This is a genomic window from Nocardioides marinisabuli, from assembly GCF_013466785.1.
GTDB classification, from domain to species: Bacteria; Actinomycetota; Actinomycetes; order Propionibacteriales; family Nocardioidaceae; genus Nocardioides; species Nocardioides marinisabuli.
On the sequence record NZ_CP059163.1, the window covers coordinates 3,945,711 to 3,966,301 of the forward strand.

At 70.6% G+C, this 20,591-nt stretch carries 20 protein-coding genes; all 20 read right to left on the bottom strand.

Annotated elements, in window-relative coordinates:
* Positions 1-45 precede the first annotated feature (45 nt).
* Positions 46-987 carry an SMP-30/gluconolactonase/LRE family protein gene (locus H0S66_RS18980; protein ID WP_179616747.1) on the bottom strand — a complete coding sequence of 314 codons (942 nt, stop codon included), beginning with the start codon at positions 985-987 and terminating at the stop codon, positions 46-48.
* Positions 984-1,409, bottom strand: coding sequence for an NUDIX domain-containing protein (locus H0S66_RS18985; protein ID WP_179616748.1), 426 nt, complete (start codon positions 1,407-1,409; stop codon positions 984-986). Before H0S66_RS18985 ends, H0S66_RS18980 begins: the two co-directional genes overlap by 4 nt.
* Before the next feature lie 23 nt (positions 1,410-1,432).
* On the bottom strand, positions 1,433-1,804 hold the full coding sequence (locus tag H0S66_RS18990; RefSeq protein WP_179616749.1) for a hypothetical protein: 372 nt from the start codon (positions 1,802-1,804) through the stop codon (positions 1,433-1,435).
* A 204-nt stretch (positions 1,805-2,008) separates the two neighbouring features.
* Entirely contained in the window at positions 2,009-2,416 is a 408-nt protein-coding gene (locus H0S66_RS18995; protein ID WP_179616750.1) for a YjbQ family protein, read from the bottom strand.
* A 5-nt stretch (positions 2,417-2,421) separates the two neighbouring features.
* On the bottom strand, positions 2,422-4,344 hold the full coding sequence (locus H0S66_RS19000) for a M3 family metallopeptidase (protein ID WP_179616751.1): 1,923 nt from the start codon (positions 4,342-4,344) through the stop codon (positions 2,422-2,424).
* Positions 4,341-4,979 (bottom strand): DUF3105 domain-containing protein, encoded by a 639-nt coding sequence (locus H0S66_RS19005; RefSeq protein WP_179616752.1) that lies wholly within the window; start codon positions 4,977-4,979, stop codon positions 4,341-4,343. Before H0S66_RS19005 ends, H0S66_RS19000 begins: the two co-directional genes overlap by 4 nt.
* On the bottom strand, positions 4,976-5,275 hold the full coding sequence (locus tag H0S66_RS19010; protein WP_179616753.1) for an MTH1187 family thiamine-binding protein: 300 nt from the start codon (positions 5,273-5,275) through the stop codon (positions 4,976-4,978). The genes H0S66_RS19005 and H0S66_RS19010 overlap by 4 nt, the downstream gene beginning before the upstream one ends.
* Positions 5,276-5,292: 17 nt before the next feature.
* On the bottom strand, positions 5,293-5,799 hold the full coding sequence (locus H0S66_RS19015; protein ID WP_179616754.1) for a SigE family RNA polymerase sigma factor: 507 nt from the start codon (positions 5,797-5,799) through the stop codon (positions 5,293-5,295).
* Positions 5,786-7,108, bottom strand: a complete 1,323-nt coding sequence (locus tag H0S66_RS19020) for a hypothetical protein (protein WP_179616755.1) — start codon at positions 7,106-7,108, stop codon at positions 5,786-5,788. Before H0S66_RS19020 ends, H0S66_RS19015 begins: the two co-directional genes overlap by 14 nt.
* A gap of 57 nt (positions 7,109-7,165) precedes the next feature.
* Entirely contained in the window at positions 7,166-7,858 is a 693-nt protein-coding gene (locus H0S66_RS19025; protein WP_258017000.1) for a sulfite exporter TauE/SafE family protein, read from the bottom strand.
* Between the two features lie 35 nt (positions 7,859-7,893).
* Positions 7,894-10,704 carry an aconitate hydratase gene (locus tag H0S66_RS19030; RefSeq protein WP_276529358.1) on the bottom strand — a complete coding sequence of 937 codons (2,811 nt, stop codon included), beginning with the start codon at positions 10,702-10,704 and terminating at the stop codon, positions 7,894-7,896.
* Between the two features lie 226 nt (positions 10,705-10,930).
* Positions 10,931-12,178, bottom strand: coding sequence for a GIY-YIG nuclease family protein (locus tag H0S66_RS19035; RefSeq protein ID WP_246305182.1), 1,248 nt, complete (start codon positions 12,176-12,178; stop codon positions 10,931-10,933).
* Between the two features lie 595 nt (positions 12,179-12,773).
* Complete coding sequence (locus H0S66_RS19040; RefSeq protein WP_179616757.1) at positions 12,774-13,310, bottom strand: RBBP9/YdeN family alpha/beta hydrolase; 537 nt, start codon at positions 13,308-13,310, stop codon at positions 12,774-12,776.
* Positions 13,311-13,472: 162 nt separating this feature from the next.
* Entirely contained in the window at positions 13,473-13,973 is a 501-nt protein-coding gene (locus H0S66_RS19045) for a DinB family protein (protein WP_179616758.1), read from the bottom strand.
* Positions 13,974-14,136: 163 nt separating this feature from the next.
* Positions 14,137-14,493 carry a YciI family protein gene (locus H0S66_RS19050; RefSeq protein WP_179616759.1) on the bottom strand — a complete coding sequence of 119 codons (357 nt, stop codon included), beginning with the start codon at positions 14,491-14,493 and terminating at the stop codon, positions 14,137-14,139.
* 32 nt (positions 14,494-14,525) lie between these two features.
* Positions 14,526-15,833, bottom strand: coding sequence for an RNA polymerase sigma factor (locus H0S66_RS19055; RefSeq protein ID WP_179616760.1), 1,308 nt, complete (start codon positions 15,831-15,833; stop codon positions 14,526-14,528).
* Complete coding sequence (locus H0S66_RS19060) at positions 15,830-16,201, bottom strand: YciI family protein (protein WP_179616761.1); 372 nt, start codon at positions 16,199-16,201, stop codon at positions 15,830-15,832. Before H0S66_RS19060 ends, H0S66_RS19055 begins: the two co-directional genes overlap by 4 nt.
* A 198-nt stretch (positions 16,202-16,399) precedes the next feature.
* Positions 16,400-17,203: a metallophosphoesterase gene (locus H0S66_RS19065; protein ID WP_179616762.1), complete on the bottom strand. Its 804-nt coding sequence runs from the start codon at positions 17,201-17,203 to the stop codon at positions 16,400-16,402.
* A 144-nt stretch (positions 17,204-17,347) separates the two neighbouring features.
* Positions 17,348-18,541, bottom strand: a complete 1,194-nt coding sequence (locus H0S66_RS19070; protein ID WP_179616763.1) for a class I SAM-dependent RNA methyltransferase — start codon at positions 18,539-18,541, stop codon at positions 17,348-17,350.
* Positions 18,538-20,580, bottom strand: coding sequence for an APC family permease (locus H0S66_RS19075; RefSeq protein WP_179616764.1), 2,043 nt, complete (start codon positions 20,578-20,580; stop codon positions 18,538-18,540). The genes H0S66_RS19070 and H0S66_RS19075 overlap by 4 nt, the downstream gene beginning before the upstream one ends.
* Between the last annotated feature and the right edge of the window lie 11 nt (positions 20,581-20,591).

Consider the following 20,591-nt stretch of genomic DNA (forward strand, 5'->3'; position numbering starts at 1 on the left):
TGGGTGTGCGGGTGGTGCTGGGTGGGCCAGTCTAGAGGTCGGTCCTCAGCGACGCAGAACCGCGACGGCGGGTTCGAGCAGGCTGCCGATCCACACCTGGCCGTCGTGCTCGCGCACGCCCGTGGCCATGTGGAAGCCCTCGGCCGGGAGGTCGAGGTCGTGGACCAGCCGCCCGGTGTCGTCGTAGGCCTGGACGCGGCAGGTGCGCTTCGGCTTGGGCTGCAGGCGCTGGGGGATCCGCGTCACCTGGCGACGCACCCAGGGCGGGGACTGCTGGAGCCGCTCGACGACCGGGTCGCGGGGGCTCGCGATCGCGACCCAGACCAGCCCGTCGCTGCCGCGGGCGATGTTGTCGGGGTAGCCGGGCAGTTCGTCGACCAGCAGGTCGCGGCTGCCGGCGCGCGCACCGGTGATCCAGTGCCGCACCAGGGTCGCGGCCCCGGTCTCGGCGACCACGACGAAGGACTCGTCGGCGGCGAGCGCGACACCGTTGGCGAAGGCGAGGCCCTCGAGGACGACGCTCACGGTGCCGTCGGGGTCGAGGCGCAGCAGCCGCCCGGTGCGGGTGTCCTGGACGAAGTCGTCCTTCCACCGGTCGATGGAGTAGCGGGTCGAGGAGTCGCTGAACCACACCGTGCCGTCGGAGGCGATCGCGGCGTTGTTGCAGAAGACCATCGCGCGGCCGCCGACCTCGTGGACCACCTGCTCGACCCCGCCGGTGTCGAGGTCGACGCGCAGCAGGCCGCGCTGGGCGTCGCAGACCAGCAGCCGGCCGTCGGGGTGCAGCTCGAGGCCCAGCGGGCGTCCGCCGGTGTGGGCGACCCGGTCGATGCGGCGCCCGTCGTGGGAGAGCCGGAAGATCGCGCCGTCCTCGGTGCCCGAGAGCACCGACCCCTCGTGGGGGCCGTCGGGCACCACCACGACGTCCTCGGCCCCGTGGCCGGGCAGCGGGTGGATCTCGAGTCGGTGGGAGGAGGGTGAGGTCACAGCGTCAGCCTGTCGTAGATGGGCGAGGCGAGGAAGAGGGGCAGCAGGAGGCGTCCCGAGACGGTCAGGTCCTTCTCCAGGACGGCCCGGGGCGCCACGAAGACCATCTGGCGGCCCTCGCCGCAGACGATGTCGTCGTCGCCGAGGTCGACGGCGCCCGCGTAGAGGTGCACGGTGTCGTCACCGCCGCAGGCGGGGCTGTGGAAGGTCCACTCCCCCGCGCTCTCGAGCCCGCCGGCCAGGTGGACGCCGGTCTCCTCGGCGAGCTCGCGGTAGGCCGCCTGCTCGGGGGTCTCCCCCGGCTCGATCGAGCCGCCCGGCAGGCCCCACTTCTCGGGGTCGATGACCGGGTGCTCGTCGCGCTCCTGCATCAGCAGCCAACCCCGACGGTCGACGAGGGCGATGCTGGAGAACCGGTGCACCCGCCCACCCTAGGTGGGGCTCGTCACAGACGGGCGATGAAGCGCCGACCTCGCAGCGCCTCCTCGACCAGCCCGACCGCGCGTCGTACGCCGGCGAGCCGGGCGTCCTCGATCAGCCAGGTCTGCACCGCCGCCTCGACGACCTCGGGCGTCGCCACGTCGCGCAGCTCGCTGCGCGCCTCGCTCAACCCCCGCCGCGCCGCGGCCTGGCCGGCCTCGACGTGCAGCACCGCGAACCGCGCCAGCACCACCACGTGCTTGCGCAGCCCCGGGTAGCCGCGGAAGTCGGGCGGGCACAGGTCGAGCAGCCAGCTGGCTGCGGTGGCCTCCCAGTCGGGCGCGTCGGGCGGACGCACCTCGGCCGGCCAACCAGGAGGAGCGACGTGGGTGGGCATGACCCCATGCTACTCGAACACCCGTTCGACATCTACCGCCACCGCAGGTTGAGCAGCGAGGGCCCGCCGTTGGTTGAGCAGCGAGGGCCGAAGGCTCGAGCGTCGCCGAAACCCCGTGAGTCCATGGCGTACGGCGAGCGCGGTTCTCACCAGGTCTCGGCGACGCTCCTCGCTGGCGCTCGTCACTGCTCGACCAGCGGAGCCTCAGGCGGAGGCGAGGAAGCTGAAGCGGACCTCGCGGTCGGGGTTGTCGACGTTGAGGTCGACCAGGCAGATGCTCTGCCAGGTGCCGAGCGCGAGGCGGCCGTCGAGCACCGGCACGGTCGCGTACGGCGGCACCAGCGCCGGCATCACGTGGGAGCGCCCGTGGCCCGGGGTGCCGTGGCGGTGCTGCCAGCGGTCGTCGGCGGGCAGCAGGTCGCCGAGCGCGGCGATGAGGTCGTCGTCGCTGCCGGCGCCGGTCTCGAGGATCGCGATGCCGGCGGTGGCGTGCGGCACGAAGACGTGCAGCAGCCCGTCGCCGCGACCGGCGCACCATTGCTCGGCCTGGCGCGTCAGGTCGACGACGACGTCGCGGCCGCCGGTGTGCACGTGCTGGGTCTCGGAGTCCATCTCGTTCACCTCTCCAACCAGGCCGTGAAGGCCGTGGGCTCGTAGGGACGGCCGAGGAAGTCCTCGACCAGGTCGGCGGCGTCCTTGCTGCCGCCGGCTGCCAGCACCCGGTCGCGGTAGCGCAGCGCCACCTCGGGCGCGAACAGGTCGCGGGTGTCGAAGGCCGAGAACAGGTCCTTCGCGATCACCAGGCTCCACATGTAGGTGTAGTACGCCGAGGTGTAGCCGCCCAGGTGGCCGAAGCCGCAGTGGAAGTGCGAGCCCGGCAGGGCGGCCCACACGGCGTACTGCTCGGAGAGCTCGAGCGAGCGCGCGGTGAGGTCGGCGGGCAGCTCGGCGTGGAAGCGGTAGGACACCGAGGCGTAGTACATCTGGGTGCGGGCGCGGACGCCCTTGCCGAACTCCTCGGCGGCGCGCATCTGGTCGACCAGCTCGGCCGGGATGGCGCGGCCCTCCTCGTCGGTGGCGAAGCCGGCCAGGACGCCGGCGTCCCAGGCCCACTCCTCGAGCATCTGGCTGGGCGCCTCGACGAAGTCCCACTCGGTGGCGACCCCGGAGAAGCGCACCCACTCGTGGCGCCCGGCGAGCACGTGGTGCAGCAGGTGGCCGAACTCGTGGAAGAGCGTGACGACCTCGGAGTGCTCCATCAACCCGCGCCCGAAGTTGCACACCAGCACGCCCTCGGGCAGCTGGCGCCCGGCGACCCCGCTGACGAGGTCGAACTGGGCGGCGTGGTTGTACTTGCCGGCGCGGGGGTGCAGGTCGAGGTAGATCCGCCCGAGCTGCTCGCCGCCCGCCAGTGCGACGTCGTACGCCGCCACCTCGTCGTGCCAGGTCGGTGCGTCGTCGACGGGGGTCCAGGTGAGCCCGAAGAGCCGGCCGGTGACGTCGAGGAGGCCCTGCCGCACCCGGGTGAAGTCGAAGTAGCGGCGCACCTGCTGGGCGTCGACGTCGTAGCGCTCGCGGCGCACGGCCTCGGTGTAGAAGCGGGCGCCGGAGACGTCGAGGCGCTCGAGCCCGGGGTGGTCGAGGCGGGCCCGCTCGAGCAGGACCGCGGCGTCGCGCTCGGCCGCGGCGGTGGCGTCGTGGGTGATGCGGTCGATGAACTCGGCGATCGCCGGCCCGGTGCCGATCATCTTGACCTCGGCGTCGTAGTCGGGCCAGCCGTCGTAGCCGAGCAGGCGGGCGCGCTCGTCGCGCACCGCCAGCAGCTCGCGCAGCACCTCGTCGTTCTCGGGCCAGGCGAGGTCGAGGAACGCACCCATCACGGTGCGCCGGGCGTCGGCGTCGGTGGAGAACGTGAGGAACGGGTGGGTGTCGGGGTAGTCGGTGGTGATCGCGACCGTGCCGTCGGCGTCGACCGGGTGTGCCTCGACGTAGTCGGCGGGCAGCCCGTCGAGGGCGGTGGCGGACACCCGGGTGGTGCGCGCACCGTCGCGGATGTGGCGGCCGAAGGCCTGCGCCAGGTCGTCCTCGCGCTCCCCCAGCACCCGCAGCCGCTCGCGGGTCTCGTCGTCGCGGTCGACCCCGGCGCGGCGGAAGCCGCGCAGCGCGTCGTCGAGCACCCGCAGGGCACCAGCGTCGAGGCCCTCGCGGGGCACCGTGTCGAGACGTGCGAAGACCTCGGTGTCGAGCATCAGCGCGGTGCGGAAGCGGTTGGCGTCCTGCTCGGCGCTCTCGGCCGCCTCGCGCAGGGCCGGGTCGGGGTGCACCTGGCTCAGCAGCGAGGACGCCGCGAAGGCGTTGGCGAGCGCCACGTGCAGGTCGTTCCACAGCACCAGCGCGCCGGCCTCGCCGGGCTCGAGGGCCCGCAGGGCGTCGGCGGTGCGGGCGGCCTCGGCGAGCGGCACGGCGGTCCGCGCCTCGAGGAGGGAGGACCAGCCGGCGGTGTCGTCGGCAGGCGGCAGGGCGAGGGGGCTCAGGGTCACGTCGGCAGGCTACCCACGCCCGCCCCCTGACCGCCGTCGGCGTCGGGCACCCCGCCCGCGCAGCTGGCGAACGGTTCGGGTGCGGTCTCCCCGGCGCCGAAGGCGTCGATGAAGAGCGGCAGCCGCGGGTCGTCGGCGCCGGTCAGGGCGAGCTGTCGGCCCCACACCGTCACCACGACCGGGGCCTCGAGGCCCTCCCAGGGCGTCAGGATGCCGTTGTCGGGCAGCAGCGCCTCGAGCCGTCGTACGTCGTCGGCCGAGGTGTCCGGGCCGTACGCCAGGAGGACCGTGCCGTGCTCGAGGTCGTGCACGACGTTCTCCGCACGGACCTGGGTGTCGTAGGCGCCGCAGTCGAGCCAGCGGTCGGCGTGCGGGCCCCCGACCGGCGGCTCCTGCTCGTAGTCGACGTCGCCGTCGACGTGCGTGGTCGGCAGGTCGTCGTAGACCCGGACCTGGTCGAGGGTGCGGTCGACGGGCTCGGCGAGCAGGCGGGGCACCACGGCGGCGGCCGCCACGACCAGGGCCGCGAGCACCAGCGTGGCCACGAGCGCCACCACCGGCGCGCGGTCGGCGCGCCCGGGCTCAGCGGCCTCGACGGGCTCCGGCTCGACCTCGACGGGCTCGGGCTCGCTCACGAGTCGAGCAGCCGCTCGACCCGCTCCACCTTGGCGGTGAGCTGGCCGTCCCAGCCGGGTCGGATGTCGGCCTTGATCACCAGCCCGACGCGCGGGGACACCTCGGCCACCACGTCGACGGCCTTCTTGACCACCGCCATCACCTCGTCCCACTCGCCCTCGACGTTGGTGAACATCGAGTTCAGCTCGTAGGGCAGGCCGGACTCCTTGACGACCCGTACGGCGGCGGCGACCGCCTCCGAGACGCTGCCGGTCTCGTCGGCGGAGGTGGGCGAGATGCTGAAGGCCACGATCATGGGGCGAACGGTAGCCGTCAGCGCCTCACGGCCTCGGCCCCCTCCGGGGGCAGCAGCTCCCGCAGCCGCGCCATCGCGTCGCGCGACTGCGACTTCACGGTGCCCACCGCGATGCCCAGCGCCTGGGCGGTCTGCGCCTCGGTGAGGTCGTCGAAGTAGCGCAGCACCACCACGGCGCGCTGGCGCGGCGCCAGCTGCAGCAGCGCCGCGCGGACCGCGGCCCGGTCCGTCTGGTCGGCGCCGCCCTGCTCCTGCTCGGGCACGTGCTCCGTGCTCACCTCCCGCCAGCGTCGGCGCCGCCAGCGGCTGATCGACTCCCGAGCCAGCACCTTGCGCACGTAGGGCTCGGGGTCGTGGGCGATCTTGGCCCAGTGCGGCATCGCCTTGACCAGCGCCAGCTGCACCAGGTCCTCGGCGTCGGCGTGCTGGCCGGTCAGCAGGTACGCCGTGCGCAGCAGCGCCTGGCGGCGGGCGGCGACGTACTGCTCGAACTGGGCGCGCGCCTGGGCGTCACGGTCGGACACGGGACCTCCAGCGACGCAGGGCGACACCCACGATCAGCACCAGGCCCGCCGACAGCCCGACGAGGAGTCGTGGGTCGAGAGGTCGCGGGGGCGCTGGGTGGGAGGCGAACGGCTCGTCGAGGAGGCCGACCGCCAGCTCGCCACGGAAGTTCCCGGGACCGGGCAGGTCGACCACCGTCTCCGACTCCCCCGTCGTCACGTCGACGCGCTGGAGGTCGGTGTGCAGCTCGTCCGGGGCGTAGCGCTCGGCGAGCACGTGCTGGGCGTCGAGCCAGGCCAGCACGGCGAAGGTGTCGGCGCCGGGGACCGGGCTGCTCTCCGCGGTCTCCTGCGGTCCGACCAGGCGGACGACGCTGATCCCGTTGGGGCTGGGGTTTCCCCTGGGATAGGCCGCCCTCTGCCCTGTCCGGTCCAGGGCAGCCACCTCGGCCATCAGGCGCCCCGGCAGCGGCAGCCTGGTCACGGCTCCCGTCTCGACGTCCCAGCGCACCATGCCGTCGTCGAGCTGGACCAGCAAGGCCCCTCGCCCGTTGCTGGTCTCGACCGCGCCGGCCTCGACGTTCGCCAGCGTCGGCTCCTCCTCGACGTCGGGCTCCCAGGTCATCAGGCCGTCAGACGGGGTCGACCCGCCCTGCTTGCGCGCCGGGGCGTCGTCGCCGACGTACTCCTGGCCGTAGGACAGCACCAGCGTGTCGCTGTCGGACCAGATCAGCTCGTCCGGGGCCAGCCCGTGCTCCGTGGACACGTCGTGGCGCACCGTCGCCCCTGTGACCGTGTCGTGGACCGCCACCCCGGTGGCCGGCAGGTATTGACCTCCGGCCGTCTGCGGCGTGCCCTGGGTCGCGCCGGTGACCCAGTAGGCCACGTGCACACCGTCCGGCGACAGGGCGTGGTCCCGGCGCGCGTCGTCCGGCAGGTCGAGGAAGCGGTACTCGCCCGTGGCTGCGGAGACACCGACCACCGCCTCCTCCGCACCGGTCCAGCCGCCTCGTTCGGCGGGTAGCAGCGCCGCGAGCTGGCCCAGCGGCCCCTCGTCATCGGTGCCGGGCAGCCACCGGCTCGGCTCCCAGATGGTGTCCGGCAGCGCCGGCCGCGCTCCGGGGGCGGCCGGCTCGATGCCGTCGTCGGCGCGCACCCACCCGAGCCCACCGATCAGTGCCAGCGCGAGCACCGTCGCGCCCACCACCACGGCAGTGCCCAGGCGACGGCGGCGGTGGTAGCCGCGGGCGACGTCCCACAGCCCGGGGTCGGGCAGGGCGGGTGGGGCGTCCTGGGCCAGGTCGGCCAGCCGGTCGTGCAGGGTGCTCATCGGTCCTCCTCGGGGTCCTCACCCTCACCTACGTCACGAGCACAGCGCTTGGAGGGGTCAGGTGAGGCTGCGGACCAGGAGGACCAGGGCCGAGGAGGCGCAGACGACGAGCACCACGGCCCGCACGCGGGCCTCGGGCAGGCGCGGGCGCAGCACCCGCCCGAGCACCGCGCCCACGCCCAGCACCGGGGCGAGCAGCAGCGCGAGCAGGAGCGTGTGGAGGTCGAGCTGGCCGGCGAGCCCGAGCCCGGCCAGCGAGAGGGCCGCGCCGACCATGAAGTAGACGGCCAGGGTGGTGCGGATCGTGCGGGGCGGCTGGTGCTGGTAGAGCAGCGCCAGCGGCGGCCCTCCGATGGAGGTGGCGGTGCCGGTGACCCCCGAGACCGCGCCCGCCACCACGAGCGAGGTGCGGGTCAGCGGGACCACCACGGTGCGCCAGGTCAGCGCGACCGCGACCAGCACCATCGCGCCGACCGCGACCCCGAGCAGGCGCGGCTCCAGCGTGGTGACCGCGACGACGCCGACGGCGGTGCCGGCGATGCGCGAGGGCAGCGACCAGCCCAGGCCGTGCCAGTCGATGTCCTCGCGCTCGTTGGCCAGCGTGAGGAAGGGCAGCGCGAAGGCCAGCCACAGCATCAGCTCGGGCATCAGCCGCGGCTCGACGAGGGTGATGACCGGCGCGCTGACGAGCCCGAGCCCCAGGCCCACCAACGACTGCACGGTGGCCCCGGCCAGGAGGGCCAGGGCCACCGTGAGCAGCGCAGGTGCGGTCAGACCGAGCAGGATCAGCCCCGGCGCAGGTTGCGCAGGACGTACTGCATGATGCCGCCGTTGCGGTAGTAGTTCGCCTCGCCCGGGGTGTCGATGCGGACCACGGCGTCGAACTCGACGTCGTCGGCCTTCACCTTCACCGTGCGCGGCGTGGTGCCGTCGTTGAGCTCGGTGACCCCGGTGATCGAGAAGGTCTCCTCGCCGGACAGGCCCAGCGACTCGGCGCTCTCGCCCTCGGGGAACTGCAGGGGCAGCACGCCCATGCCGATCAGGTTGGAGCGGTGGATGCGCTCGTAGGACTCGGCGATGACGGCCTTGACGCCCAGCAGCGCGGTGCCCTTGGCGGCCCAGTCGCGCGAGGAGCCGGAGCCGTACTCCTTGCCGGCCAGGACGACCAGCGGGGTGCCGGCGGCGATGTACTTCTCGGAGGCCTCGAAGACGGTCGTCACCTCGCCGTCGCCGGCCAGGTCCTTGGTGAAACCGCCCTCGGTGCCCGGCGCGAGCTGGTTGCGCAGGCGGATGTTGGCGAAGGTGCCGCGGATCATGACCTCGTGGTTGCCGCGGCGCGAGCCGTAGGAGTTGAAGTCACGCTGCTGCACGCCGTGCTCGGCGAGGTACTTGCCCGCCGGGCTGTCCTTCTTGATCGCACCGGCCGGCGAGATGTGGTCGGTGGTGACCGAGTCGCCGAGCTTGAGGAGCACGCGGGCACCCTCGATGTCGGTGACGGCCTCCGGCTCGTCGGGCATCCCGTCGAAGTAGGGAGGCTTCCGGACGTAGGTGGAGTCCTCGTCCCACTCGAAGGTCTTGCCCTCGGGGGTGGGCAGCGAGCGCCACTGCTCGTCGCCCGCGAAGACGTCGGAGTAGCCGTCGTCGAACATGTCGGAGGTGATCGCCGAGGCGACGACCTCCTCGATGTCGGCGGCCGAGGGCCAGATGTCCTTCATGAAGACGTCGTTGCCGTCGGTGTCCTGGCCCAGCGGGTCGTTGAACAGGTCGAGGTCCATCGAGCCGGCGAGCGCGTAGGCGACCACCAGCGGCGGGGAGGCCAGGTAGTTCATCTTGACGTCGGGGTTGATGCGGCCCTCGAAGTTGCGGTTGCCCGAGAGCACCGAGACGACGGCGAGGTCGCCCTCGTTGACGGCCGCGGAGACCTCGGGGATGAGCGGGCCCGAGTTGCCGATGCAGGTGGTGCAGCCGTAGCCGACGAGGTTGAAGCCGAGCTTGTCGAGGTACGGCGTGAGGCCGGCCTTCTCGTAGTAGTCCGAGACGACCTTCGAGCCGGGGGCCAGGGTGGTCTTGACCCAGGGCTTGCGCTGCAGGCCCTTCTCGACGGCGTTCTTGGCCAGCAGCGCCGCGCCGATCATCACCGAGGGGTTCGAGGTGTTGGTGCACGAGGTGATCGCCGCGATCGCGACGGCGCCGTGGTCGAGCTCGAACTCGGTGCCGTCCTCGAGGGTGACGTGAACCGGGTTGCTGGGACGACCACCGTCGGCGGGAGCCGCGGAGAGGTAGTTCTTCGGCGCCGCCGCCTCGCCGCCGCCGTTGGAGGTGGCGGGGTCGGAGGCCGGGAAGGTCTCCTCGACGGACTCGTCGTAGCCGTTGGTGTCCTGGTGCTCGTGGTCGACGTAGTCGGCCAGCGCGCCGCGGAAGCCCTGCTTGGCCTCGGAGAGCGAGACGCGGTCCTGGGGGCGCTTGGGCCCGGCCAGCGACGGCACGACGGTGGCCAGGTCGAGCTCGAGCTTCTCGGAGTAGCGCGGCTCGGCCGAGGGGTCGTGCCAGAGGCCCTGCTCCTTGGCGTAGGCCTCGACCAGCGCGAGCTGCTCGGGGCTGCGCCCGGTGAGCTCGAGGTACTTGGTGGTCTCCTCGTCGATCGGGAAGACCGCGATGGTCGAGCCGAACTCGGGGCTCATGTTGCCGATCGTGGCGCGGTTGGCCAGCGGCAGCGCGGAGACGCCGGGGCCGTAGAACTCGACGAACTTGCCGACGACGCCGTGCTTGCGCAGCATCTCGGTGATGGTGAGCACCAGGTCGGTGGCGGTGGCGCCCTCGGGCAGGTCGCCGTTGAGCTTGAAGCCGACCACGCGCGGGATCAGCATGGAGACCGGCTGGCCGAGCATCGCGGCCTCGGCCTCGATGCCGCCGACGCCCCAGCCGACCACGCCGATGCCGTTGACCATCGTGGTGTGGGAGTCGGTGCCGACGCAGGTGTCGGGGTAGGCCAGCAGCTCACCGTCGACCTCGCGGGTGAAGACGGTGCGGGCCAGGTGCTCGATGTTGACCTGGTGCACGATGCCGGTGCCCGGCGGGACGACCTTGAAGTCGTCGAAGGCGCCCTGGCCCCACCGCAGGAACTGGTAGCGCTCGCGGTTGCGCTCGTACTCGATCTCGACGTTGCGCTCGAAGGCCTCGGGGGTGCCGAAGACGTCGGCGATGACGGAGTGGTCGATGACCATCTCGGCCGGCGCGAGCGGGTTGATCTTGGTCGGGTCGCCGCCCAGGTCGGCCATCGCCTCACGCATGGTGGCGAGGTCGACGACGCAGGGCACGCCGGTGAAGTCCTGCATGATCACGCGCGCCGGCGTGAACTGGATCTCCTGCGACGGGTCGGCGTCGGCGTCCCAGCCGGCGATCGCCTTGATGTCGTCGGCGGTGATGTCGGAGCCGTCCTCGGTGCGCAGGAGGTTCTCCAGCAGCACCTTCAGGCTGAAGGGGAGGCTGTCGACGTCGAGGCCCTCACCCTTGACCGCGTCGAGGCGGAAGATCTCGTACGACGTGCCGTCCACGTCCAGGGTGCTCTTGGCACCGAAGCTGTCCTTGCTTGCCACTGACCAACATCTCCTCTGTCGCGTCTGCGATGACGGGCGCTGCTTGCGCCTCATCTTGCCGCCGGGCCGGTGGGACAGGAAAGGAAGGCAACCCTTACCGTCCACGTCGCGACGACCACATCTCTTGACGTCAAGATACATGACGTCGAGGAGTTCTTTCCACCCTCCTGCCCAGGGTGGGTCGCATGTCTTGCCGCCGGACCCCGTTGCACCGCGGAGGGATGCGTCAGTTGCGGTTCAAGCCCCAGGTGCGGGTCATCAGCGCAGACTTGAAGTGCGACTCCGCTGCGTCCACTTCCGAGGGCGGGGTGGACGGTCCGAACACCCTGAGGATGCTGAACACGAAGTGCCGAGCGTGATCCTCCGCCGCGCCGTCGAGCGTCGTGCCGGCTTCTCTCGCCGCCTTCGCGAGCTCCCGCAGTGCGACGTTGCCTCCGTGCCCGTTCTTCGCGTAGGCCGACCAGCGACCTATCAGCCGCTCCGCTCCGTCAGCCTTGCCGACGTACTGCTTGCCCGTGGAGCTGTCGGTGATGAGATAGATGCCCTGCACTTCGGACAGTGCGGCTCGCCAAGCGGCGTATCTCGAGTCGCCGACGAGCTCCTCGAGCTCGTGCCACCGCAGCAGGACGCGGTCGAAGCCGGGGAACTCGATTGCATCGCGGTCAGCGATCTCGAGGACCGGCAGCGTCGCCGCACTCGGCCCCCAGCGGTACCAGCTGCGCGGGCTCGTCCAGTCGACCACCAGCCGGTCCTCGAGCGAGCGAAGGAAGTCCACCCGACGGAGGTCCCAGAATCGGTTCGTCTCGGTCTTCTCCTCGAGCTGTTCACCGTGGTTCTCGTAGACGCCGAACAGCCGGGATCGACTCTTTCCGTCGGCGACCAGGATGACCCAGTAGCGGGGCGGTTCGGCCGGGAACTTCCTCGTCGAGATGTCCTGGGACCGGGTGTAGTCATGGAGGCGCCCCTCGGTGACATCCTCCGGGCCCTGGAGCCCGACGTGACCCGACGGCTTGAACGCATGACGGATCACCAGGATGTCGTCGAGACCGATCGGCGGAGCGTGGTCCGCACCCACGGCTGCCAGGACGTGCCCGAGGGTGAGCGGAAGAGCCGCGCTCCGGGCAGTCTCGACCGCGTCCCCGGCCGAGGGTTCCCCACGCTCTTCCTCTCCCACCGCTGTCGGCGGAAGGTCCCAGGCAGTCGCCGCGGGGTGCCGTCGGATGGCGTCCAGCACGGCATCCCAGTCCCGTGCCATGGGACTGACACCATCCATGTGGTGCTCGCGCTGGCGGTAGAAGGCCCACGCGCGAAGGAGATCGACACCGCACCAGTCCGGTACGCGCCCAGTCGCCTCGTACTCGCGCATCGCCGGCTGCAGGAGCCGGCGAAGCGCGTCGGACCCACTACTACCCCCGGCGAACCGCTCGTAGCCGTTGTACTCCAGTGCCCACCTGGTCTCCGCCTCGTTCACCATGGGCAGATGATTGCACCGGGCACCTCAGGTCAGCCTTCCCTCTCCAGCACCGCCACGCACTCGACGTGGTGCGTCATCGGGAACACTTGAATGGCACTGAGCGTGAGCGCGACTGTTTGCGACTGGCTGACCACATCGGAGCGAACTGGCCCCTGACCTGCGACGATGCCGCTAGTGCGCTCTGACGTCGTCAGAACGTTCGTTGCGGCAGGCTGCGAATCAAACCGAGCCCAATCCGAGCCCTCCGGCCATCGGGCGCCGACAGTCGCAAACGACAGCATCTTCAGATCTCCCCCGAGCGCGGGCCTCAAGGACCGGCCCATCACCGCCGACGGGATGCGGCCGCGGCCGGAGACGACAATGTCGTTCGCTAAAGCCCTGCACGTACATCAACGGGCGGGCGACGCTGGCACGAGCGCAGGCGCCGCTTCAAGGCCGCGTACGGCGAGGTCGCCGACCGTCTCCTCCGAAAGACCGACCTAGGCAGTCGCGCGGCAGCGGTAGGTCCACTCGGTTCATAGATCCGATATGAGGGCGTTTCGAGGGCTTGACGCGGGTGAAGTCGCGGGCGCGAGACTCATCGCCCGTACAGCAGTCAATCAATCAGCCTGTCGAGGAGCTCGAAGGTCTCGTACGGCTGGTCGATGTCTCCGAAGTGGCCGTCGTCTCGGACTATCTGGGTGCCGCCGAGCCGTTCGAACATGGCGCGCCCCTGCCTGTCGTCGCAGCCGTACGGGTCCCTGCGGGAGTTGATGACGTAGAGGTCGCGGACATTTGCCCGCATCGCAGCCCAGTCGTAGGAGTCCTGCAGCACAGGTTCATCCTCAGAGTTGGGCTGGGTGCAGTAGCCCGCGACCAGGATGGCTTGATCCACCTTCGTGTCGATGTGCTCCAGGATCGCGAGCAATAGCGCTGCACCGCCTGAGTGTCCGACAAGGACGGTGCTCGCGTCGAACGTGTGATTGGCCAAGACCTTCGGCAGAAAGGTGGTGATGGATTCAACGTTGAGTCCGGGATAGTGCGGCGCCTCGACGGTGTACCCACGTTCGACCAGCCGCCTTCGCAGCCAAGGGAGCCACACGACGTCGGGGCGCGCGCCGGTCCCGTGAAAGATGATCGCCTTCCGGTCCACGCGTGTTCCTCTCGCAGTTCTGGCGCACACCTCGTTCCGAACCCCCTGGAGCCGCGGAGGGCGGCTTGGCAGTGTGCTGCTCCTGGCGGCTGTGGGCCATGGCCGAGCACGGTGCCACCGTTACGCAGAGGGTCAGAATCCGTGGCGCACCTTCCATTATGGCTAGCGGGGGCCGAGGCCGGTCCGACCGTCAAGGCACTCGCGAGCGGCGTCGAGATGGCCGAGATGGCGGGCAGTCTCCTCGATCATGTGCAGAGCGATGTGGCGCAGATCTGCGAACTCATCATCCAACGTGTCGCTGTATCGCCCCACGAGCTTCGCGTCCAGGGGGGTGGTCGCCAGCACCGCGTTGCTTTGCTCGCACTGGTCGAGATAGAAGTCGAATACCTCTGCAATCGGATGCGTCGAGGTAAGTTGTCTCTCGTCGTCATTGAGCCATGGCACCTCTGCCACAGATCCGGTGGCTACCCTCTGAAACCAGTGGCGCTCGGCGTAGCCGAGGTGCTTGATGAGTCCCAGTGGTGTCCACCCGGACGGCAGGATCGAAGTCCGCAACTGATCGTCGCTGAGCCCCTCCAGGATCGCGACCGCGCTGGCGCGCTGAGCGTCGAGAAAGTGCCGCAAGGCAACTGCCTCCGCGGTGGTTCTGTTCCTGCTCTCCATTCTGGTCCCTTCACTGGGGGTGCAGGTGTTTGATGACCGCGCACCAGACGGGCACGCCCCGGAACCTCGAGATGCGTGGGCGTTGGTCAGCGGCCCCTCCCTGGCAAGTCCGGGAGGCGGCAACGGTGCAGCTGCGAAGTCGGCTAGTTGGTGCCGACCTAGTTCAACCCGTAACCAGTCCTCCGCTGTGGACCGGACGCACTTCGACACCACCGCCCTGGCCGATGACCGGGTTTGTTCGCGCCACCGCGAGCGCGGCGTCCAGGTCAGGCGCTTCAAGGATGTAGACGCCAGCTACCACGTGCTGAGCATCGACGTACGGGCCGTCGCTGATCCCAGCCTCGCGAACCGCTTTGGCCTTCTCCCGTGGGGTGAAGGCCCAGGCTGCCGTCATCACGGCACCAGAGCGCAGTGCGTCCGCGTGTGCGTCGCAGGCAGCGACCTCCTCCGACGTCTCTGCTGTGGCGTCCGGCGCGTGTGCGGAGTCCTTGCTGTAGATCAGCACGGCGTACTGAGCCATGATCGTTCCCTTCGTTGTTGGACTGCGGTGCGTCAGGTGTCTTCAGGGTTGGGCTGCAGCAGGTCGACGTCGAGTCGCGCCATGGCATCGAGCACCTCGTCGAGTCGGCGTTGCAGGTACATGCGAGCGTCGGCAGTGCGTGCTGCGGCCAGCGCCTCTCGGTAGGCGTCCGCGGCGGGGAGGTTGGCTCCGGATCGGCGAAGGAGGTCGGCGCGGATGGCAGGAACCTCGGGTGCTTCCCTGACATGGCGGTGCTCGTCGATGGCCTCCTCGAGCGCGACGAGGCCGGCCTCGGGTCCATCTCGCATGCCGACGGCCACTGTCCGATTCATCGCCACGACCGGCGATGCGGTGGCGCTCAGCAGTGCGTCATACCAAGCAACGATCGCAACCCAGTCAACCGCCTGCGGTGTCTGCGCCGTGCTGTGCACGGCTGCGATCTCCGCCTGGACCCGGTAGGGACCGACCGAGCCTTCGCCGGTGCCCGCGCAGGTTGCTTCACGTGCGAGCTGCAATGCTTCGAGTCCGGCCGCGATCAGCGGGCGGTCCCAGCGTGTGCGGTCCTGCTCGTCGAGCGGGATGAGCGCGCCCGTCGAGGTCAACCTGGCGGGTCGCCGTGCATGCTGCAGGAGGAGCAGCGCCCGAAGGGCTTGCGCCTCGTCGTGCTCAGGTAGCAGCCAGGTGGCCAGCTGTGCCAGCGCGATGGCCTCGTCGGCCAGCTCGTCCCGCAAGCCGGCGCCTTCGGTGGCGGAGTACCCCTCTGTGAAGACGAGATAGATGACGGCCAGTACGGAAGCGACCCGATCGGCGACCTCGTCGGTCGGCGGCACGGCCAGAACTAGCCCCGAAGACGAGATCTGCTTGCGCGCCCGGAGCAGGCGCTGGCTTAATGCCGATTCCTTGACCAGGAGCAGCCTGGCGATCTCCCGGGTGGTCAGGCCGCTGACTGTCCTCAGGGTCAACGCTACGCGGTCGGGCAACGTCAGGTCCGGATGGCAGCACGTGAACAGCAACCGCAACCGGTCATCGGCATACCCACTGCCGGCGTCGGCAGTCGTGGGGGCCGGTTCCGTCAGGGCGACCTCCTGGAGGGCTCTCGACTCAGAGTTCCTACGGCGCAGCACGTCCACGGCGCGCCGCCGCGCGACCGACGTCAACCACGCCCCTGGGTTGTCGGGAACGCCATCGCGCGGCCAGGTCAGCAGCGCCCGTTCGGTAGCGTCCTGCGCACAGTCCTCGGCGAGATCCCAGTCACCCGTGACCCGAAGCAGGCCGGCGACGATGCGAGGCCACTCGGTTCGCACCACGCTATCTAGGGGCGAGGGCGGCGAGGAGCTCATGCTCGGGCCTCCCCCTCGTCTTCGAACGGCCACATCGCCCTAAGCTCGATCGCACCGGCGTGCGCCAACGCGTGACCGGACGCGATCTCGACCGCCTGCTGTGCCGAGTCGCACTCCAGCACGTCGAAGCCGGCGACCAGCTCACTTGTCTCGGTGAAAGGCCCCTGCGTCACCAGCAGCTCACCACCTCGGACACGCACGGTCATGGCCTCCGCAGCGGGACGTAGCCGGTCCCCCAGCACGTAGGACCCGCTCTCGTTCGCGGCCTTCCACCACTGCTCCACGTCCGGGGCGCCGTCACGGTCAGCCTGCGTGGGCGGCGCCGGTGAGTCAGTAGTATCTCGGCAAACCAGCATCAGGTATCTCATGCGCTTCCTCTTTCCAACGGGTAACGGAGCGAACCGGTCACAACGACAAACTCAAACATCGATCACAGTCACGACGAACTGCACAGGGGCGATCCGACAAGTTGGCTGCCGCAGTCTTCCTGGATCGTCCCGACTTCTCGCCCCCGGCCTGGCTGTCCGACGTGCACGCTCATGCCGATGTCCGGATGCGGGCGCCTGTCAGGACACCGGGTCGGCCAGCGGGTCGGTAAGGGTGTCGAGGTCGAGGACTCGTAGGGTGCCGGGATCCCGCCGCGCCGCCAGAGACCAGATCGTCGTGTTGTGGTCGGTGTTCGGCAACCGAACTTCAGCCTCGCCTGCGACGTGGAAGTGCCCGTGCGCCACCAGTCGTGGCTGTACGCCCAGCACGGCCCGAGTGACCTTCTCGATGCCGTCGTCGGCGTAGGCCAGGATCTCGTCGGGCCAGCCCATGGGGTTGCTGGCCATGATGTCGGCGACTGTCGCAGTGCAGTAGGGCAGGGCGGGACTGTCGTGGGTGAGCATGACGTCCGCATAGCCGCCAGCGATCGTTGCCTGCACGTGTTCCTCACGGAGCGCCTCAGAGGGCCACCAATCGACTCCCTCAGTCAGCAGACCCCGGTTCACTGACGGCGCACTCCCCAGGGCAACGAACGAGCGGCCACCCAACTGCCAACGGAACCCTCGGGGCAGCATCTTCACGTGATGGCGCACGGCTATCGGGCGCAATGTGCCGTCCTCGTTCTGCCATCTCGCGTCCGCCCATAGGGCATCGAGGAGCGCCCAGTTCTCGTGGTTTCCGGTAATGCACAACAGTTCGATCTCGTACTCAGCGCACATCGACTCGATGGCGTCGAGATAGCCCTCTGGGTCCGGGCCATACCCAAACCGAAGGTCACCCAACTGGCAGGCCACAGCGATGTCGCCCCGCTCGCCCAGCAGCCTGAGACAGTCGACCGCAGCCTCGCGTTCGCCCTCTAAGTCGCCGATCAGCCCCAGCATCATGGCCGAGATGATGCCAGCGCACCATGCGACCTGTTGTCACGGACGGGTCTGCTGCACGGATAGGTGATATCTGTCTGTGGCGGCAAGGGGTGCCGTGGAGGATGTATGTCGCGCCGTTTCACTTGTTCCCGTGAGAAAGCTCTTTCACCGCAGCGGCGCGCAATGGTTCGCAGGCTCCAGCAGCGCTACGCATTCCGTGTGGCTGGTCATCGGAAAGAGGTCGAAGGCCCGCAACGCCTTCAGCTCGTACCCCCGCTCGGCCAGCAGCCCCAGGTCCCGCGCGAGCGCTGCGGGGTCGCAGGCCACGTAGGCGATCCGGCGCGGCGACCGGGCCACCACGGCGTCGACGACGGCCCGTTTGGCGCCCTCACGGGGCGGGTCGAGCACCACCAGGTCGAACGGCTCGTCGTACGACGACGCGAGCACCTCGGCGACGTCGCCGCAGGCGGTCTCGACGCGGGCCGGGGCGCCGGCGAGGTTGGTGCGCGCGTGCAGGCTCGCGGTGCGGTCGCCCTCGACGGCCACGACCTCGCCCTCGGGGCCGACCGCGTCGGCGAGGAAGCGCGCGAAGAGGCCGACACCGGCGTAGAGGTCGAGCACCCGCTCCCCCGCGGCCGGCTCCAGCATCTCCAGGACGGTGCTCACGAGCGTGGCGGGCGCCCCGGGGTGCACCTGCCAGAAGCCGTCGGCGGCCACGGCGAAGCGGTGCTCCCCCGCGCCGAGGGCGACCTGCTCCTCCACCGATCCCGGAGCCGGCTCGCGGGCGTCGGGGTGGGCGATGCGGCAGTCGTCGACCGCGACGGTCGCGCGCGAGCGGTGCTTGCGCATCCCGCGGCGTCCGTCCCCGAGGTCGACGTACGAGACCCGGGTGCGCCAGCGCAGTCCGGCGAGCTGCTCGGGCAGGTCGCCGGCGACCGCCTCGACCTCGACGTCGCTCTCGATCTTGGCCAGCCGGGCGAGCTGCTCGCGCACCACGGCGGTCTTGAGCGCGCGCTGGTGGGGCAGCGAGACGTGCTGGAAGTCGCAGCCGCCGCAGAGCCCGGGGCCGGCGAAGGGGCACGGCGGCGTGACCCGCTCGGGCGAGGCCTCGAGCACCTCGACCGCGTCGGCGCGCCAGAACGTGTCGCCGTCGGTGCCCTCGGTGATCTGGAGGACCACCCGCTCTCCCGGCAGGGCGTGGCGCACGAAGACCACCCGCAGCGGGGCGTCGGGGGCGGTGCTGCTGGGCACCCGGGCCACGCAGTGGCCGCCGTGCGCGACCGGTCCGACCTCGACCTCGAAGCGCTCGCCGACCCGGGAGCGGCCGCGCTGGCGCCGGGCGCGCGGGTGGCGGCTCACCGGCGCGACCCCCGCTTGCCGCGCGGGTCGACCCGGCCGCTGCGCAGGTCGCCGGGGCGCACCCGGAACTCGTCGCGGGCCTCCCGCTCGCGCGCGATCTGCGACGACTGGAGCTGGTAGGGCACCGAGGTGACCATGACCCCGGGGGTGAAGAGCAGGCGGCCCTTGAGCCGCAGCGCGGTCTGGTTGTGCAGCAGCTGCTCCCACCAGCGCCCGACGACGTACTCGGGGATGTAGACGGCGACGACGCCGCGCGGGTTGGCGCGCCGGATCTCGGTGGCGTACTCCACCACCGGGCGCACCAGCTCGCGGTAGGGCGAGTGCAGCACCTTGAGCGGCACGTCCATCCGGCGCTCGTCCCACTCCTCCATGAGGCGGGCGGTGGCGACGCTGTCGGTGGCCACGTAGACGCCCTCGAGGGTGTTGGGCCGGCTGGCCTGCGCGAAGGCCAGCGCCCGCAGCGTGGGCTTGTGCAGCTTGGAGACCAGCACGATCGCGTGCACCCGGGTGGGCAGCACCCGGTCCTCCTCGTCGGCGGCGAGCTCGGCGGCCACCCGCTCGTAGTGCTGGTGGATGCCGCGCATGAGCACGAAGAAGATGCCCATCGCCAGGATGGTGATCCAGGCGCCGGCCAGGAACTTGGTGATGAGCACAATGACCAGCACGACGGCGGTGAAGGCCAGGCCGATCGTGTTGATGAGTCGCGAGCGCTGCATCCGGTGCCGCGCCCCCGGGTCGGTCTCGCTCTGCAGCTCGCGCGTCCAGTGCCGGATCATGCCGAGCTGCGAGAGGTTGAAGGAGACGAAGACACCCACGATGTAGAGCTGGATGAGCCGGGTGGGCTCGGCGTCGAAGAGCCAGATCAGGGCGATCGCCATGCCGGCGAGGAAGACGATGCCGTTGGAGTAGGCCAGCCGGTCGCCGCGCGAGCCGAGCGCCCGGGGGGCCAGGCCGTCCTGGGCCAGGATCGAGCCGAGCACCGGGAAGCCGTTGAACGCCGTGTTGGCCGCCAGCACCAGGATGATGCCGGTGACGGTGACGGTGAAGTAGAAGCCCGGCGGGAAGCCGTTGAAGACCGACTCGGCGATCTGCGAGATCACCGTGTGCTGGTCGTAGTCCTCGGGCAGCGGCGCGCCGCCGCGCGAGAGCCGGTCGAACTCGTCGGGGTCGACCAGGCGCACGCCGATCTCGCGGGCCAGCACGATGACGCTGATCATCATCGCGATCGCGATCGCGCCCAGCAGCGCCAGGGTCGTGGCAGCGTTGCGGCTCTTGGGGCGTCGGAAGGCGGGCACCCCGTTGGAGATCGCCTCGACACCGGTCAGCGCCGCCGCGCCCGAGGAGAAGGCCCGGGCCAGCAGGAGCATCAGGCCGATCGTCGTCAGCGGCTCCTCGAAGCCGCTGGCCGGCGTGATCGTGATGTCGGCGCTCTCGGCGGCCAGCAGGTCGTCGTTCCACCACTGCCACAGGCCCCAGCCGACCATCACGCCCATCGCGACCATGAAGGCGTACGTCGGCACCGCGAAGAACGCCCCCGACTCGCGGATGCCGCGCAGGTTCATCGCCATCAGCAGCAGCACCAGCCCGCAGGCGAAGGTGGCCTCGTGCCCGCTCAGCGCCGGCACCGCGGACGCGGCGTACTGCGCGCCCGCCGAGATCGAGACCGCCACCGTGAGCACGTAGTCGACCAGCAGCGCGCTGGCCACCGTCGTACCGGCGGTGACCCCGAGGTTGACCTTGGCCACCTCGTAGTCGCCACCGCCGGAGGGGTAGGCGTGCACGGTCTGGCGGTAGGAGGCGATCACCGCGGCCATCACGACCGCGACCGCCAGCGCGACCTTCCACGACCACACGTACGCCGACGCGCCGGCCAGCGAGAGCATGATGAAGACCTCGTCGGGCGCGTAGGCCACCGACGACAGCGCGTCGGAGGCGAACACGGGCAGCGCGATGCGCTTGGGGAGCAGCGTCTCCCCCAGCTGGGAGCTGCGCAGCTTGCGCCCCAGGAGGATCCGCTTGGAGACGTCTCCGACACTCACGAGCGGGAAGG

Coding starts and splice junctions, on each gene's coding strand:
- H0S66_RS19065 (WP_179616762.1), bottom strand. CDS start 17,203: ATGATGCTGGGGCTGATCGGCGACTTAGAGGGCGAACGCGAGGCTGCG.
- H0S66_RS19035 (WP_246305182.1), bottom strand. CDS start 12,178: ATGGTGAACGAGGCGGAGACCAGGTGGGCACTGGAGTACAACGGCTAC.
- H0S66_RS18995 (WP_179616750.1), bottom strand. CDS start 2,416: ATGGACTCCGAGACCCAGCACGTGCACACCGGCGGCCGCGACGTCGTC.
- H0S66_RS18990 (WP_179616749.1), bottom strand. CDS start 1,804: ATGCCCACCCACGTCGCTCCTCCTGGTTGGCCGGCCGAGGTGCGTCCG.
- H0S66_RS19010 (WP_179616753.1), bottom strand. CDS start 5,275: ATGATCGTGGCCTTCAGCATCTCGCCCACCTCCGCCGACGAGACCGGC.
- H0S66_RS19055 (WP_179616760.1), bottom strand. CDS start 15,833: ATGAGCTCCTCGCCGCCCTCGCCCCTAGATAGCGTGGTGCGAACCGAG.
- H0S66_RS19045 (WP_179616758.1), bottom strand. CDS start 13,973: ATGGAGAGCAGGAACAGAACCACCGCGGAGGCAGTTGCCTTGCGGCAC.
- H0S66_RS19020 (WP_179616755.1), bottom strand. CDS start 7,108: ATGAGCACCCTGCACGACCGGCTGGCCGACCTGGCCCAGGACGCCCCA.
- H0S66_RS19060 (WP_179616761.1), bottom strand. CDS start 16,201: ATGAGATACCTGATGCTGGTTTGCCGAGATACTACTGACTCACCGGCG.
- H0S66_RS19050 (WP_179616759.1), bottom strand. CDS start 14,493: ATGGCTCAGTACGCCGTGCTGATCTACAGCAAGGACTCCGCACACGCG.